The organism is Acinetobacter sp. UBA5984, from assembly GCF_002429925.1.
Taxonomy (GTDB): domain Bacteria; phylum Pseudomonadota; class Gammaproteobacteria; order Pseudomonadales; family Moraxellaceae; genus Acinetobacter; species Acinetobacter variabilis.
In genome coordinates, this window is record NZ_DJBE01000005.1 from 88,177 (window position 1) to 103,618 (window position 15,442).

Below are 15,442 nucleotides of genomic sequence, written 5' to 3' on the forward strand. Positions count from 1 at the left end.
CTTATTTCAGCGCGGTGTAATACCAAGCGTACTGCGCATGGTTCCGCCTGTGAGTGCAATTGTTGCTATATTCTGCATATTGCCATTTGTGGTCATGGCCATGTTGGTTCTAAACGGCTCGATAATCTTCTGATCTTTATTAAATTTAATTTGATTATCTAAAGTAACAGTATCTTCACTCACGCCTATTTTAGTGATTAATCCTAAATTCCCTTCCATACGATTAAAGTTAATCGCAGAAGTATGAACTGCACCTGTGCTATCTACATCTTCATTAATCAGACTAAAATAACTACCAAGATTATTAACATCACCTTTTTCTGTAGAAGTTAATGTTCGGAACTTAAAGTTTGCATCCAGCGATAAATAATTTTCGTCTGCTACATCCAGTCCTGGAATAATCATTAACTCACCACTACCATCAAGCATCATGGCAATTGTTGTTAATACATCGTCGCGTTTAGAAAAATTGTCATCAGGAACAAACTGATCACATTTATTGCCTGATACACAGTTATATTTAGATCCCGGTAGTTGCCCAATTGCCACCTCAGCTTTCGCTGCGATCAGCAATTTATCAGCTTTTACATAGATGCCTTCATCCTCATAACCAATCACCCCTTTGGATTCAATAAAGGCATCAATATTTCGAAGGCCAGCATAATAGTTTCGCGCATGGCCATTCTCTACACCACCATCAATTAAAAGAATTGAGGTTGTACTTGATGCTCCAGTTTTGGCATCCTTTCCATAACCTTCAGTTGATGCCATCACGTTATAGGCAATACCATTCTTGTCACCGTCATATTTTGTACCCGACAAGGCAACATTGGCATTCAAGTTGTAAATTGGAATACCAATTCCCCAAGAACCACTATTCCCGGAAATAACACCAGTATCATTAGAAATAAAATTTGCTTTGGCTGCAATCGACTGGAAATCCATACCCCGTATGGCAATTAGTGCAAAGTCCTGATTAGCAGACGTACTGCTTAAAGTTTGCTGCAAAATCGGATTACTTCGTCTAAGCGTTGACTTAATATTGTCATTCACTAAAAACTCTAGGCTCTGTGCCTGAATTGTATTGATATAAATATCGCCAAAATCAATATAAGCATTATTCTTTCCAGTTAATGAACGTAATTCATTAAACTGAACTGCATAGCTTCCTTTGCCGGTATGACCAATTTCCAAAGTCGTTGGCTTTAAACCCTGCGCTGCTGCCACTTCCTGATTGGTAAAATCAGCTGATAAACCAAGATGCAAGCCACCTTCACCTGCGTTATAGCTTGAAAGTCTATGATCTTGTCGCGTCAGCACACCACCAACTTTATTACTTATATCAAAAGAATTCAGTTTTGACTGATCGGCACCTAACGACAAACGTGCATTACTCACTGCACCCGAAATACCATAGCGCATGATATTTTTTAAATCGCCATCTCCATTCTGATAGCGTAAATCAAAGTTTAATCCAGCTGTTTGCGCACCAGTTGTTCCTACAGCCACTGGTTTTAAATTAATTAGATGGTCTTGTGTGCCACTTTTACTGGCGAGTACGATGCCTTTTGTCGGGTCTATATACATATAGCCCGTACCAGCGAAGTTAAAATTAAAGTTATCTAGAACTAAGCTATTTGTACCTAAAGTATGTTTAATCGTGGCATCTTGCAAATTGAAATCGATAGTAGCTGTTTCATTCTTATTGAATAAACCAGCTGTCGTTTGAAGCACCATTTTAAATGGACTATCAATCGCAAGACCTAGTTTGCCCAAATTTTGATTGTTTTCGACACAGCTTGTTCCAGCACATTCCTTACTCACCAGTTTAAAATCTGCATTGGCACTAAAGGGAGCTACGCTTGCTTCTAAACGAATCCCTGCACCAGCATCGGTCGCACCGACATCAAACTTAAGCTGGCTTAAAATCGCATTTTGATCTTTGCCTAAGATTTTTACTTTATGCAATCCCAGTCCCATCTTGGTATTTACATCAGCATTCGGGTCATACCAATTGAGCTGTTCAACTTCAACTTTTGATACCTTGTGCGTAATCGTAATACCGTCTTGACCAGTGATATAACCTAATTCTTGTTCTTCAATCAGCTCTAGTGCATAACTATGCTGTGCCAAACAGATACATGCCGTTAATAATTTAATTTGTGATTTTATTTTTTTCATTCTTTCATCCCTATGCTGCATCCATGCAGTTAGCAACGGCTTTGTGCACTCCCTGCTGAGCAGTTAAAGCCAAATATTTTTAAGTTTCCTGACATGTGCATGTTGCCGTGCATATTGAGACCCATAAAGCCCTTCTCACGCCCCTGGTCAAATTCTGGAACATCTGCTGAGGCAGTGGTATATGTACCGTCCTCTTTATAAACACGATTGGTGAAGGTCGTATACTTTTCTGAATTGGCATAGCCTTCCTTATCACCCTCACCGGTTCCGGTTTCAATAGCCAAAGTATTAAAGCCCAAATTTCTTATTTTTAAAGGTTTATCATCATAAAAAGTGATTTTCATGGCTGTTTGAGAATCGCCTGCCGCATTAGTAATCGTGGTGCCATCGATAGAAAACTTATCAATTTGCAGGGTGCCTTGTATTCCTTTAAATACTAGCCATTTTTTATTGCCTTGGGCGTCGACATGATTGTTCGGAGAAATAGCCAAGCGACAAAACAAGGTGTTAATTCCACAATCTGTTGTTGGCTTGTAATACACTTCTAACTTATTAGCGACCGTTTCAGAAATTTGAGATTTCGTTAAATCAGTAGCGTATTGATGATTGAGTGACAAGGTCCAGCTTAAATCCGCTCCGCCTTGACCCGTTTCTGCTGTCATTTGCTGCGGATCAAGACTGACCAAGCCGGCTTGTGTTGCTAAAGAAATCCCAAGAACTGTAGCAAGCATTAACTTTTTCAACATTGCCCTATTCCTTTATAGACCTGTCGTTTTTATTTTTAGATGTTGAATCAACACACCATCAATTACTGCTGAACCAAAATTCCTCATTGAATTATCAGTAGCTCCCCTAAATACCACACCGGTTGCATTATTATCATCTTTCGCTTTCAGCATATTGGTATTGGCAATACGTTCAACAGAACCAATGGCGATACTACTATGAGTTGCATCGCGTCCTTGATACAAGGCAATGCTATCTGAAGCTTGAGCTTTAATTTCAGTACCACACGTATATACATTACATGTAGAGCCTAAAAGTGCTTCTGATCCTAAAAAGCCACCTTTTCCATCTGGATAACGCTGATAAATCCGGTTGTAAATATCTGGAATTTTAGGAATACGTGTCACTTCCAAAATAATATTATTTCCTTCCGAACCCACAACAAAAGGTTGGTACATAGTTCCTAGTACTAAGTTGATATTCGGGCTATATAAATACAATCCCTCGGTATCATGAAATATAGGAGCTGCAGAGCCATTTAAAGCAGGGGTCGGACCATCTCCATCAAGATTATTCTCTTTTGCTGCAGTACTAATACGAATCCCTTTACTGTTCAAATTGTTTGAATCACTGGTCAAAGTAGAGGGATCATCATTAGTATTGAGTCGGATCAGACTCGCCAGGCCCAAGGTTTGACTATATGCAAGATCAGGCGATGTAAGGGTTTGAAATAATCGGACTTGCGAACCGTTCATGCTCAAGCCATTAGCAATAAACTGTGCACGAAAACGTTCAGAAATATCTAAGCCTGAAGTAGGTGCTCCAGTAGCATAATCTACGGTATTACTTGAATTTAAAGAACGTGAGAAAATATCAGTCCAGAAACCAAGCTTAATATTATTATCTGCTTCATTTGCAGCAACTGTTGCAAGAGGTGCTTCCAAAGCTAGATAGCCAACTTCTTTTCCAGTATCCGTGAACTGTTTTACTGTTTCGGCTCCGGCATGAAATAACCAGGGATTGCTGGCTGTTCCCCAATTAAACCCCTGATTGCTATAGCGACTACTGAGTGAGTTATCACTTTTTGATAAAGCTAAACCATAGATAAATACATCAGCTTTCGTACGTAGCGTACTGACTGAGGCACTCATTGCAGCTTCTTTGGCCGCTGTTGTTGCGCTCGCTTTAACCGCCTGTTCCATAGCAGTCACTGCATTTTTTGCCTGAATCAGTGCATACCTATCAGCTTCAATTGCTAATTTTTCTTGTGTCGCATTCTCTACAACTTTAGTAACTCTTGAATCAATAGCATTGGTTCGGGTACCCGCTTGTTGAGTCCAAGTATTATTTAATGGAGTGGTTACCTTGTTTCCATATAACAATTCGATCATTTCATAGGTATTTTTTAATGCATATTCGACAGATTTATCTTTTTGCCATGCAGTTAAAATATGAGATGTTGTTCCGTCACTTTTTAATCCTGTAATAATTGTACCGTCATAATAATCCTCATAACGCTGCTGATAATATTGCTGCATTAATGTCGAATTACGATATTCTTCCACAATACCACTACGCGCATTAGCACCAATTTCATTACGGATTGCAGTTAAAGTCGAATTATAGTTTTGAGTTTTATAGGTACTGACACTATTGTTATAAGTCGTTTGATAAAGATTGGCATTTGCACTAATACCATTTAAATAGCTACTTGCATACACTCGATCATAGACTTTGTTATAGGCACGTTCACCTAACTGAGCATAGTTCTCTCCAGTCGGAATAATACGAATAAAGCCAGTGTCTGCCTGACCTGGATTGGCAATACCTCGTGCATAGCTTGAACCACTGGAAGCATCATTCGGTGCCTGAAAAACCATTTTAAAGTCATCAAGTACTAGGGCAACACCTTCACCGGTAGTATCAGAAAGAGAAGAATCAGTTAATTCCTGCATTGCATGTGCGGATGGCAATAATCCTAAACCGATCATCATTGCCAAATAGCTTTTACGAAATTGAAATTTAGCTTTTATTTGAGCCATCTCGACCTATCCTTCTTATCTGATGCTCCGCATCTTTATCCTTCAGCTTCCCAGCCTTCAATTTTTGATTTTTATGATGCTTGGCACATCTTTTTTATATATTCATTCTTCATTATGCTTATTTTTAGCAGGATTACCAAAGCCAAAAGCCTAAAAACCCCGAGTTTCCGATGAATGAAACAGCAAAAAAATAAGCGAGGCATTTGCCTCGCTTATTGAATGCTTTAAAACGATTAAGCTTTAGGCAAAGTAACGCCTGTCTGCCCTTGGTATTTACCACCACGATCTTTATAGGAGGTTTCACAAACTTCGTCTGATTCGAAGAACAACATTTGAGCCACACCCTCACCCGCATAAATACGTGCAGGCAGGTTAGTCGTATTCGAAAACTCTAGCGTGACATGACCTTCCCACTCAGGTTCAAGTGGAGTCACATTCACGATAATGCCACAACGTGCATAGGTCGATTTACCCAAGCAAACGGTCAGTACATTTCGTGGAATACGGAAGTATTCTACTGTACGTGCCAACGCAAATGAGTTGGGGGGAATGATACAAACATCCGATTCAATATCGATAAAGCTTTTTTCGTCAAAGTTTTTCGGATCGACAATTGCAGAGTGAACATTGGTGAATACTTTAAACTCACGCGCACAGCGCACATCATAGCCATAGCTTGAAACACCATAAGAAATCAGCTTTTGACCATTTTCATCCAGACGAATCTGGTTTTCTGCATACGGTTCAATCATGCCGTGTTTTTCGCTCATTTCGCGAATCCAACGATCAGACTTAATTGCCATTGATATAATCCAAAAATCTTAAAAATAAGTAATTGCGACGTACTTTAACTGAAATTGACACTAATGAAAATAAGCGAAATTCTGACAGCTAAATTTCAGGAAATTTAGCTGCTTTTTCAGGTTTAAAGACTGAGGAGTGCTGAATAGGATAAAGGTACAGAAAAGCTCATTAAAATAATGGAAGCAGTCTTTTGTAAGTTCTTTTGATTCAGCCAGCGATTGTTTTTTCTAGCCAATAAACTACCTAAAAAGGTCCAGAAAAATGCGATAGGAATAAGTAATGCCAAGAATACTAGCATATAATTCACATAATATTGACTGCTTTTCCATACAATGACCGGGAAAATGGCCGAAGCAAATAATAATGCTTTAGGATTCAACAAAGTCGCAAAAAATAGTTCCCGTGCCCGAATCGAAATACATTGAAAATTTTCACCAAGTTCTGCAGTACGCCATAATTTTAAAGCTAAAAATAGAATATAAACAGCACTACAGAGTTTGAGAATATGAGGTAATTCCGGCAAATAGACCGAGATTTTACCAATCAAAAAGCCCCAGAATGTAATTGCGATGAGATAGCCGAAAGCTTCTGCAGGGATAAGGCGAAAAGTTTTTCTAAATCCAACTTGAATACCTGACGATGCCAATAAAGTATTGGTTGGGCCCGGTGTTAATAGAATGGCTGCCACTAAACCAATAAATAACCATGAAATCATAGTTTGACCTCGCTCTTAGGTCTTAAGCATAGAATGATCTGGTCAAATCTGCAAAAAAATAATTGTAAGAGAACATATTAAAAAATTTTATATTTTATTATTTTTTAATGAATTTCATATAATTATATCAAAATAAAAGAAAAATTAATTTCAGTCAATTTTGTCAATTTATAAACCTATAAGCTCATAATAAAATTTCTATAAAAGTAGAAGTTTCTATAGAGTATTCGGACTTAAAGTTCCTGAAATATTAGTCTCAACAACATGAAAGAAAAATCATCCAAAACTTTGAAATCATTATTTCTGGTAACCTTTGATTGAATTTTAATTCACTAAAATCCCTGCTCTTGCCTATGAACTTTGGGCACTTTAGAAAGATTTGATGATGGGAGCAACTTTTACCTAACTCCTAATGATTAAATTTCCACTCTCCATTTAAGATGTCTATCTTGCTAAATTTGTTCAACATATTGATAAAGTAAAATTTCGAAAAAAATGCTATTAAAGGTATTCAGACAAAATAATTGCTGTTAAATTGTACAAGGACAACAATTGATAATTCACATTTTTTTAACATTCAGACGGTTTAGTATATTGTTGTTTTAATTATATTTTAATAACTACAGAATAATATCAGGAGTCATATATGAATAAATGGATCAAACTTTCAGTCATGAGTTTAGCGCTATCAGGCGTAGCTGCTTGCTCGAATGATAATGCACAAAATAAATCAGATCATCAGGCTGCATCTGGTGAGAGCGTAGCTGCAGATAAACTGCAAACCCGATTTGTGAATATTGCGACAGGCGGTGCTTCAGGTCCTTATAATGTCATCGGAACAGGATTGGCTGAAATCTATAACAAGACCTACGGCGTGAGTTCCAAAACCCAGACCACAGGGGCTTCTGTCGAAAATCTAAATTTATTAAAACAGAACAAAGTTGAAATGGCCTTTGTCATGAGCGACAGCTTAACCGAAGCAATTAATGGTCAAGGCAGTTTTAGTTCTAAAATTGACAACGTGCAGCAGATCGCTGCGCTTTATCCGAACTATGTGCAAATCGTAACCTCAAAGCGCTCTGGTATCAAAAATATTGAAGATCTCAAGGGCAAACGTATTGCGGTGGGCGCCCAGAATTCAGGTGTAGAAGTGAATGCCCGTACTCTATTAAACGGTTTTGGTATCACTTATAAGGATGTCAAAGTAGATTACTTAGGTTATGCCGAAGCAGCGGATGCCTTGAAAGGCGGAAAATTGGATGCAGCCTTCTTGACCAGTGGTCTTCCAAACTCCTCCCTAATGGAACTGCAACAGGGTTTTGACCTTCAATTGGTCAGCATCAATCCAGATAAAGTGAAAGCGATTGCCAAAGATCAGGCGTATTTCCTGCCAATGACCATTCCTAAAGGGACCTATGGCAATGCTGAAGATATTCCAACAGCAGCGATCATGAATGCATTGGTGGTTCGCTCAGATTTGTCTACCGATGATGTATATAAGCTAACCAAAACGTTCTTCTCCAGCCTGGATCAGCTGGCAAATTCGCATCAGGCTGCTAAAGAAATCACTTTAGAAGGTGCACAAAAAGGTCTGGTTGCTCCACTGCATCCGGGCGCGCAAAAATTCTATGATGAGAATAAAGCGAACTGATGAAATGGATACAAGGTGCAGCGATTGCTGCACTTTTTAGTTTGGCTGCTTTTTTTATTAGCTGTGTTTGGATGACATTTCCGTATATTTTTGTGGAAGTGAAAGAACAAAATTTTCAGTGCAAAATTGACCAGAAATCTTTTCAGCTGAGCTGGATGCATTCGGTAGAAAGAACACAGTGGAAAGAACGTTATCTTCTAAGCAATGACTATTTCATTCTGACAGATACTCAGTTCATCTCATTTGGTGCGGGTACACCTGATCAAGGTACTATTACTCGACTGGATGATGGCAATATCCATATGCAAATCAACCGGAAGATGAAAGAAATCAATTGGGTCATTTCACGCAGGATGCAGGGAAAAATTGAGAGTGCTGATCGGATCTGGAATATTTATCAGGATTTTCCTGACTATAGCACGGTACAGATCTCTATAAAAAAAGACAGCCTATGGAAAAAAAGAGGTTTAAATGATTGCCTATGAATCCACAAGAAACAAGAAATGTGACTGAAGCACTGGATGATCAACAGCAACAAGAATTATTAGAAAAATTTGACCGTGAATCTGTCACTCGCAATCCGATCAACAAATCGGTTCGCTGGTTTATTGCTGCCTTGGCAATATCCTATTCGTTATTTCATCTTTATATTACTTTTAATCCCTTGCCAGAACTGATTCAACGTGCAGCCCATGTATCCATTGGTCTGGCGCTGATTTTCTTGTTGTATCCAGCACGTCAGGCCAGTAGCCGGCAAAAGGTCGCATGGACGGACTGGATTTGGGTCATTGCCTCTTTTGCTTCTTTCTTTTATTTGTTTAAAGAATACCAAGCCATTATGACTACCCGGGGAGGCATTCCCAATACACTGGACATTGTCTTCTCAATCATGACGGTAGTATTGGTGGTTGAGGCTGCTCGAAGGGTAATGGGCTGGATGTTGCCGATCTTGGGACTGATTTTCTTAAGCTATCCATTTGTCAGTCATTTTGACTGGATGCCGGATCGCTTGCTCACTCGCCCCTATACATTCAGTGATATTTTCGGGCAAATGTATCTGAAGACTGAAGGTTTATATTCTTCAGCCATTGGTGCTTCAGTCACCTTCATTTTCTTGTTTATCCTGTTTGGTGCATTTTTGGCGAAATCGGGAATGGGAAAATTATTCAATGATCTGGCGATGGCACTTGCCGGTCATAAGCAAGGTGGGCCAGCCAAAGTTGCGGTGATTTCCAGTGGTTTTATGGGTAGTATTAATGGTACGGCGGTTGCCAATGTCGTAGGAACCGGTTCATTTACCATTCCCTTGATGAAAAAAATTGGCTACCACAAAAACTTTGCCGGTGCAGTGGAAGCCAGTGCTTCTGTAGGTGGGCAGATTTTACCTCCAGTCATGGGGGCTAGTGCATTCATCATGGCCGAAACAACTGGTGTCAGTTATGGCACGATTGCCTTAGCCGCGGTATTGCCTGCCCTACTGTATTACCTCGGTGTGATGGCACAAGTCCATTTCAGAGCAGGTCGGGATAATCTTAAAGGCGTTCCCAAAGCAGACTTGCCACGAGTCAAAGAAGTTCTGAAAGAGCGCGGACATTTATTACTTCCAATTATTGCGCTTGTGGTGTTCTTATTCCAGTCAATTCCGGTCAGCTATGCAGCGGTTTATACTATTTTATTAACCATCGTTGTTGCTGCATTTAGAAAATCTACGCGGATGGGACCGAAGGAAATCCTGGAAGCACTGGCAGATGGTGCTAAACAGTCACTCTCTGTGATGTCTGCCTGTGCAGTGGTGGGTATTATTATCGGTGTGGTCAGCTTGACCAGTTTTGGCTCGGTAATGACCTCTTCAATTATGAGTATTGGTGCAGGCAGTCTGTTTCTAACACTGTTTTTTACCATGATTGCATCGATGATTTTGGGTATGGGCCTACCATCCATTCCTGCCTATATTATTACCGCAACCATGGCAGCTCCGGCTTTAGCCAACTTTGATATTCCAATCCTAGTTGCGCATATGTTCGTGTTCTATTTTGGCCTGTTTGCCAATATTACCCCACCCGTCGCCTTGGCCGCCTTTGCCGGTGCCGGGATTGCGGGTGGTGATCCAATGCGGACTGGATTCCTGGCACTACGCCTATCTCTGGCTGGCTTTATTGTGCCATTCCTGTTTGTCTATAACCCGGCGATGCTGATGATTGATACAACAGATATTGCCGTGAATGCCAAAGAATTTGCCTTACCGGCATGGAATGTCATTTTAAGTATTACTGTGACGTCGATTGTCGGCATTCTGGCACTTGGCGCTGCAGTAGAAGGCTATTTTAAAATAGCTCTGAGCTGGTTCTGGCGCATCTTCCTGGGGGTTGGCGCACTCATGATGATTGTGCCTGAGACCATGACCGATATTATCGGCACCATCATGGTGATTATTGCAATTGGCTTTAATATCATTCAGGCAAGAAAAGAAAATACAGTTGCTACTAAAACCTCATAAAAAAGAGAGCCTCGGCTCTCTTTTTTTTCACTATAGAATCTTAGAAAATACGAGTTTTATCTTTTTCTGCTTTTGGCAATTTTGCTGCAATTTTCTGAGCAATAGCCATGTAACTTTCAGCAGCATCATCTCCAGCAATCACTGAAGGCTTACCAGCATCGGCATTTTCACGAATCACTGCATTCAAAGGCAAACGACCGAGCAATGGAATATTGTATTGCTCTGACAGTTTATCACCGCCGCCTTTACCAAAGATCTGTTCTTCATGACCGCAGTTCGAACAGATATGGGTCGACATATTTTCGACTACTCCCATCACTGGAATCTGCACACGGTTAAACAGTTCAATACCTTTGGTCGCATCCAGCAATGCCACGTTTTGTGGTGTGGTCACAATCACAGCACCTGTGACTGGGATACGCTGAGCGAGTGTTAACTGGATATCACCTGTACCTGGTGGCATGTCGATCATCAGAACATCCAAATCCGGCCATAAGGTTTGATTGAATAGCTGCATCAAGGCGCCCGTTGCTTTAGGACCACGCCAAGCAACCGGCGTATTATTATCACCCGTTAAGTGCCCAATCGACAGTACTGCCATACCGTAAGCATCGAGTGGGACAAACTGCTCGGCTTCGATCATCGGGGTTTTGCCGGCATTGCCGAGCATCGTCGGAATACTTGGACCATAAATATCCGCATCCAGTACACCCACTTTCAAACCTAATTTTTGCAAAGCCAAAGCCAGATTCACAGTCGTTGTAGATTTACCAACACCACCCTTGCCTGAAGAGACCAGAATGACATTCTGAATACGTGGATGCTTCGGCACATCACGTTGCTGTGGAGCAGCTTTCTGGATCGGTGGATTATTTGGGTCAGCTTCTGCTTGAGCTGCATGACCTGAAGCATCAACCACAGGTGGCAGATTCGATTTTGAAGCAGCAGTTTGCGGCTGGCTGGAACAGCTCTCGCCTTCTGCATGATGATGTCCACAACCGCCTTCTTTTTTATGACTCGTCTTTTGCTGAATCACATGCAGGTTTAGTTCTTTAATACCGCATTTCTCTAGCGCATCCGCCAGTTCATCATGAATCTGCTGTAACTGCTCTTTTTCTTCCGGATAGGTATTAATGGTGATTTGCAGAATCTCACCTTGCACATTGACCTGAGTAATCCGGTCTTTCAGTGCATTGCTAGAATTTGGCAAGACATAATTTTGCAGTACGTTCTGCACAGCTTCTTCGTTCACCTCCTTGGAAGGCGAAAAAACCGATTTAAGCGAAGAAAGCCAGGACATAGGTTACTCCAAAAATATAGATAGACATCTGAATAGCTTAGTTTAACGAGGTTTTTGGCTCAGGTTAAGCAATCTGTATTCACAAGCCTGAAAGACAAATATGATTTCCAACTATTTTACTTGGTTTTAAAGGGTTACAGGGAAGAAAATTTATAAAGTCAGCATCACATCTTATTTATTGTTTTATATTATTGATATTTAAAATTTTAAATCAAATTAATTAGATAGTAGCCATTAAAAAACCACTTCATTCAAAAACTGAATGAAGTGGTTTTCGATATGAAATGATTATTTATGATTTTTATCTTGATCGGTCTTGTTTTGCCCAGATTGATCAGCCTTATCCTGATCCTTTTTAGCATCATCTTTGTTATTGGTCTGAGCTGATTTTTGGTCCTTATCCTTAGCCTCTTTAGATGAAGAATCCTGATCCTGCTTTTTTGAATCATCTGACTGAGACTGGTCATCGCCTTTCATTTTGGTCATGGTTTCAGCCGCCATCTGTTTCAACTCATTTAGTTTCGTAGCAGCTTCATTTACCAAATCACTAATTTTGACCTTGGTATCTTCAAACTTGTGTAGCGCTTCATCTTTTAAATTTGCCATACGATCCTGGTCAGCCTGATTTGCTGATTTATCTCCAGAACTTTGATCTGCTTGTGCCTTTTTCGAATCATCTGAACCTTGTTCACCATTTTTTTGGCTGTCTGATTTGCCATTTTTCAGCTCATTCAGAATCTTTTCGCCTTTTTGCAATAGCTCTTCGCCAATTGCGATGGCTTTTGCTTTTAAGTCATCCATTTTGGTGCTTTCGGTCTTTTTATCTGATTGATCAACATTATCAAAATCAGATTGGTCATTTTTAGACGCATCTTTTTGCTCTGATTGCTGATTACCAGAGGCTTTAGAGTCTCGCTGATTATCAGACTTTTCATCAGCACCATTTTTTTGGGCTTCTAGGACTTCTTCATGTTTCTGCTTATGCTGTTTATCAATCTCGTTCTGCTTCTGCTCTTGTTCAATTTTGTCATGCAGCTCTCGTGCATGTTGTTCTTTATCTTGATTCTGTTTTGAAGTACTTGTCTGGTTATTCTGAGTCATGAGTACCCTCCTAAGGCGTCATAATAAAAATGATCAGCTAAATTTTTAGCACAAAGCATGCAATGACGTGGATGAATTAAGCAAACTGCAACAAAGCCTGTACATGTTGTTGCTATTGATTGCAGGAAGTAGCATCAACTTATCTCAATCGAATTTTTACGGGCCAATTACCCGTCTATAGCCAGTTTTTGTATTCTGAATATTCAGCCTGATTTATTCCTGAGGCTTCTGTAAAAGCATTTCTTTGTAATCCCTTCTGCATCATGTAAAATTATGGTCCATTGCATAATGAATACGAATGAGAGAGTGAATCCGTGCGTAAAATCCTAGTCACTAATGCCCTTCCTTACGCCAATGGCCCGATTCATATGGGTCACTTACTCGGCTATATCCAGGCTGATATATGGGTACGTGCGATGCGTGCAATGGGTCATGACGTGACGTATGTCTGTGCGGATGATGCTCATGGTACAGCGATCATGCTGCGTGCTGAGGCAAATGGCATTTCACCTGAAGCACAGATCGCCAATGTGCAAAAAGAACACATTCGTGACTTTGACGGTTTCGGTGTGCATTTCGATCATTATGACTCTACCCACAGTGCTACCAACCGCGCCCGCGCTTCAGAAATCTATATCAAAAACCGTGAAGCCGGCAATATTGCAGTTCGCCCTGTAACCCAGTTATTTGACCCTGAAAAAGGCATGTTCCTGTCAGACCGTTTCATTAAGGGTACATGCCCAAAATGTAAGGCGGAAGATCAATACGGCGATTCATGTGAAGTTTGCGGTACAACTTACAACGCGACTGAATTATTAAATCCAAAATCGACTTTAAGCGGTGCGACTCCTGTTGAGAAATCATCAGATCACTACTTCTTTAAACTGCCAAATTTTGGTGAATACCTGCAAAAATGGACCCGTGACGAAGGTCGTCTACCCGTATCTATCGCCAACAAACTGGATGAATGGTTTGATAATGGCTTAAACGACTGGGACATCTCACGTGATGCACCTTATTTCGGTTTTGAAATTCCTGATGCACCAAACAAATATTTCTATGTTTGGGTGGATGCACCAATCGGCTATATGTCGAGCTTCGAAAATTACATCAAAACCAAACGTCCAGATTTAAGCTTTGATGATTTCTGGAAAAAAGATTCTAAAAATGAAGTCTATCACTTCATTGGTAAAGACATCGTCTACTTCCATGCCCTGTTCTGGCCTGCAATGCTGGAAGGTGCAGATTATCGCACCCCAACCGGTTTATTCGTGAACGGCTTCCTGACTGTAAATGGTCAGAAGATGTCTAAATCTCGTGGTACCTTCATTAAAGCTGAAACTTATTTACAGCATTTGAATCCTGAATACCTGCGTTATTACTTTGCTTCTAAACTTTCTGACAAGGTTGAAGATTCTGACTTGAATCTGGATGATTTCGTCCAGAAAGTGAATTCGGACCTTGTAGGTAAAGTGGTGAACATCGCAAGCCGTTGTGCAAAATTCATCAATACCAAGTTTGATAACAAGCTAAGTGCAACTTGTGCCGAGCCTGAACTGGTGCAAAGCTTTATTGATGCTGGTGACTCAATTGCCAAAGCATATGAAACCCGTGAATTCTCGGCAGCGATCCGTGAAATCATGGCGCTTGCAGATAAAGCCAACCAGTACATCGATGAGAAAAAACCTTGGGCTTTAGCGAAAATTGAAGGCGAAGAACAACAGGTTCACGATGTGTGTTCTGTGGGTATCAACCTGTTCCGTCAATTGGCTGTGTATTTAGCTCCAGTGTTACCAACCTTGGCTGCTCAAGTTCAGGACTTCCTGAAACTGGCTTCTTTCGACTTTGCTTCACGTACAGAAATCTTGACTGGTCATGAAATTGCATTGTTCCAGCCATTGATGCAACGTGTTGATCCGAAAGCTGTGGCTGCAATGGTCGATGCGTCTAAAGATTCCTTAACTGCACCTGTTGCTGAAGCACCAAAAGCTGAGAAGAAAAAAGAGAAAGCCAAAGAGAAGAAAGCTGAGCCTAAAGTCGGTGAAGCTGAAATCATCACCATTGATGACTTCATCAGAGTTGACCTGCGTGTAGCGGAAGTTCTGGATGCTGCAACCGTTGAAGGTTCTGACAAGCTTTTACAACTCACGTTAAATGTCGGTGAAGCTGAACCACGTAACGTATTTAGCGGTATCCGTGAGTTTTATCAACCGGAAGACCTGAAAGGTAAACTTGTGGTGATGGTTGCGAACCTTGCTCCACGTAAGATGCGTTTTGGTATTTCAAACGGTATGGTACTTGCGGCTGGTAATGGCGAAGGTGTTTGGGTGATTTCACCTGAATTTGGTGCTAAACCGGGTGATAAAGTTTCTTAAGATTTAGGTCTTAGATAGAAGAAAAGCCTCTACTGATGTAGGGGCTTTTT

At 40.5% G+C, this 15,442-nt stretch carries 11 protein-coding genes; 4 read left to right on the top strand and 7 right to left on the bottom strand.

All coding sequences use genetic code 11. From position 1 onward, the window contains the following. Positions 1-6: 6 nt before the first annotated feature. The 5 genes from B3J29_RS01350 to B3J29_RS01370 all read right to left on the bottom strand — a co-directional run bounded on the left by B3J29_RS01350 (position 7) and on the right by B3J29_RS01370 (position 6,468). Positions 7-2,181, bottom strand: coding sequence for a DUF6160 family protein (locus tag B3J29_RS01350; protein ID WP_175968045.1), 2,175 nt, complete (start codon positions 2,179-2,181; stop codon positions 7-9). 29 nt (positions 2,182-2,210) lie between these two features. Next, the gene (locus B3J29_RS01355) at positions 2,211-2,927 is read right to left on the bottom strand and encodes a hypothetical protein (RefSeq protein ID WP_175968046.1); all 717 of its coding nucleotides are present in this window, start codon (positions 2,925-2,927) and stop codon (positions 2,211-2,213) included. Between the two features lie 12 nt (positions 2,928-2,939). Next, complete coding sequence (locus B3J29_RS01360) at positions 2,940-4,949, bottom strand: hypothetical protein (protein ID WP_175968048.1); 2,010 nt, start codon at positions 4,947-4,949, stop codon at positions 2,940-2,942. Positions 4,950-5,182: 233 nt separating this feature from the next. Beyond that, positions 5,183-5,752 carry a dCTP deaminase gene (gene dcd, locus B3J29_RS01365; RefSeq protein ID WP_004785008.1) on the bottom strand — a complete coding sequence of 190 codons (570 nt, stop codon included), beginning with the start codon at positions 5,750-5,752 and terminating at the stop codon, positions 5,183-5,185. Between the two features lie 122 nt (positions 5,753-5,874). Then, positions 5,875-6,468, bottom strand: coding sequence for a LysE family translocator (locus B3J29_RS01370; RefSeq protein WP_175968050.1), 594 nt, complete (start codon positions 6,466-6,468; stop codon positions 5,875-5,877). A 646-nt stretch (positions 6,469-7,114) separates the two neighbouring features. Here B3J29_RS01370 and B3J29_RS01375 point away from each other — a divergent pair. Genes B3J29_RS01375 through B3J29_RS01385 form a run of 3 tightly spaced genes read left to right on the top strand, consistent with a single transcriptional unit; the run spans position 7,115 to position 10,616 of the window. Next, complete coding sequence (locus B3J29_RS01375; protein ID WP_175968052.1) at positions 7,115-8,119, top strand: TAXI family TRAP transporter solute-binding subunit; 1,005 nt, start codon at positions 7,115-7,117, stop codon at positions 8,117-8,119. Further along, positions 8,119-8,604 (top strand): DUF1850 domain-containing protein, encoded by a 486-nt coding sequence (locus B3J29_RS01380; RefSeq protein WP_005237021.1) that lies wholly within the window; start codon positions 8,119-8,121, stop codon positions 8,602-8,604. Before B3J29_RS01375 ends, B3J29_RS01380 begins: the two co-directional genes overlap by 1 nt. Beyond that, positions 8,601-10,616, top strand: a complete 2,016-nt coding sequence (locus B3J29_RS01385) for a TRAP transporter permease (RefSeq protein ID WP_175968054.1) — start codon at positions 8,601-8,603, stop codon at positions 10,614-10,616. The genes B3J29_RS01380 and B3J29_RS01385 overlap by 4 nt, the downstream gene beginning before the upstream one ends. Positions 10,617-10,656: 40 nt before the next feature. Here B3J29_RS01385 and apbC read toward each other — a convergent pair whose 3' ends face one another. Further along, the gene (apbC, locus tag B3J29_RS01390; RefSeq protein ID WP_175968056.1) at positions 10,657-11,916 is read right to left on the bottom strand and encodes an iron-sulfur cluster carrier protein ApbC; all 1,260 of its coding nucleotides are present in this window, start codon (positions 11,914-11,916) and stop codon (positions 10,657-10,659) included. Positions 11,917-12,204: 288 nt separating this feature from the next. Beyond that, positions 12,205-13,017: a hypothetical protein gene (locus B3J29_RS01395; protein ID WP_104425842.1), complete on the bottom strand. Its 813-nt coding sequence runs from the start codon at positions 13,015-13,017 to the stop codon at positions 12,205-12,207. A 314-nt stretch (positions 13,018-13,331) separates the two neighbouring features. On the opposite strand from B3J29_RS01395, the gene metG reads away from it, so the two are divergent. Then, the gene (gene metG, locus B3J29_RS01400; RefSeq protein ID WP_175968058.1) at positions 13,332-15,392 is read left to right on the top strand and encodes a methionine--tRNA ligase; all 2,061 of its coding nucleotides are present in this window, start codon (positions 13,332-13,334) and stop codon (positions 15,390-15,392) included. Positions 15,393-15,442: the final 50 nt, after the last annotated feature.